Genomic DNA, 1,602 nt, shown 5'->3' on the forward strand with positions numbered 1-1,602 from the left:
GCCCAGAACCGCGCCCTCCGCATCTTCGCGGAGTTTGCCGATCCTGTCCAAGCCGCCGCCTTCCGCTCGTTCCTGGCCGATCCGGCAGTGGCGGAGGTGGAGCGGATGCGGGGGCTGGCGCTCAGCGACGATGCCCGCCACGGCGAATTGTCGGGCATCACGCCGGAGGCTTGGTTCGAGCAGGCCACCCGCCGCATGGACCTGTTCAAGACAGTGGAAGACCGGCTGACCGAGGATCTTCGCCACCTGTGCGAGGCCAAGCTGGCCGAGGCCCGCGCCGATCTGGAGCAGGCGGACGGCCGCGCCCCCGACGCGGTGATGCCGGTCGCCATGGTGCTGGTCGATGCCGATCCCCTGCTGGCGGGCCAGGACGGCGCCGGCCTCTATGCCCCCGACGGGTTGAGGCCGAAGCTGATGCGTTCCGTCCTCGACGTCGTCCAGGCCCAGTGTCGCCCTGGCCGCCGGCCATGGCGGGATGGCCGTGGCCGAACCGGGGGCGGGCGTGCGCTTCTTCGACCTGCTCGACGGCATGCTCGGCGACCCGCGCCGCCACCGCCACGCGCTGGAGCTGTTCTACGCCTGCCTGTCGCTGGGGTTCGAAGGCCGCTTCCGCGACAGGCCCGGCGGTGCCCACGACCTCGCCCGCCTGCGCGACGAGCTGTACCGCGTCCTGCGCCGCGCCCGCGGCGATGCGGCGGCGGAGCTGTCGCCGGCCTGGGCGGGGGTGAAGGAGCCGTTCCGGCCGCTGGGCGGCAGGCTGGAGGGCGCCTTGCCCGGCTGGATCCTGTCCGGCTGGATGGTTTGGGCGGTGTTGGCGCTGGGCCTGTCCGGCCTCTATGTCCATCTCGCCGGCGCTCTCGACCGGCAGGCGGAGCCGGTGGTGGCCCGCATCGCCGCCCTGTTGCCCGACCGCGCCATCGAGATCGCCCGGCTGGTCCCACCGCCGCCGCCCGCCGCCGGTCCGGCCCTGATCGCCCGCATCACCGGCCAGCTTGCCCCGGAAATCCGCACCGGCGCCGTCGAGGTGCTGGCGGGGGAGGATGGCGCGCTGGTCATCCGCATCCCGGCGGCGGCCATGTTCGCCACCGGCAGCGATGCCGTGAAGGCCCGCCACCGCGTCGTCGTCGAGCGGGTGGGGCAGACCCTGGCGGCGGAGGCCGGCAGCATCCTGGTGGTCGCCCACACCGACGACCAGACCCCGCCGAATGGCCGCCTTCCCACTGCCCAGGCCCTGACCGATGCCCGCGCCGAAGCGGTCCGCAAGCTGCTGGAGCGCAGCATCCCGCCAACCCGCCTGTCGGCCGAGGGGCATGGCGACCAGGAGCCCATCGCAATGAACGACACGGCGGCCGGGCGCGACGCCAACCGGCGGATCGACATCCGCCTCTATCCGCATTAGGGCGCCCGCCATGGCCGACCCCCGTCCCGTCAAGGCCGGCGCCAGCCCGGCGAGCAAAACGGCGAAGAAGACCGTCAGGCGCCGCCCCCGGGACAGGCGCAGGCCCGCCGCCGCACCATCGCCGCACCGTTCCGCCCGCAGCCGCTGGGCGGCGTCGCTGCCGGGCGCGCTGGCGCTGGGGCTGGCCTGCTGGCTGTTGCTGC

The 1,602-nt window shown here is 74.3% G+C and carries 2 protein-coding genes and 1 pseudogene; all 3 read left to right on the forward strand.

Annotated features, from left to right (window positions below; all coding sequences use genetic code 11):
• Positions 1-21: 21 nt before the first annotated feature.
• Positions 22-180 (forward strand): annotated as a pseudogene (locus I71_RS40325) (transcriptional regulator); the annotation flags it as partial.
• A gap of 322 nt (positions 181-502) precedes the next feature.
• Positions 503-1,399, forward strand: a complete 897-nt coding sequence (locus I71_RS31145) for a DotU family type IV/VI secretion system protein (RefSeq protein ID WP_244434164.1) — start codon at positions 503-505, stop codon at positions 1,397-1,399.
• A gap of 10 nt (positions 1,400-1,409) precedes the next feature.
• Positions 1,410-1,602: hypothetical protein (locus I71_RS31150; protein WP_042703479.1), on the forward strand; the 193-nt coding region annotated here is incomplete at its 3' end.

The organism is Azospirillum sp. B506 (genome assembly GCF_000333595.1).
Taxonomy (GTDB): Bacteria; Pseudomonadota; Alphaproteobacteria; order Azospirillales; family Azospirillaceae; genus Azospirillum.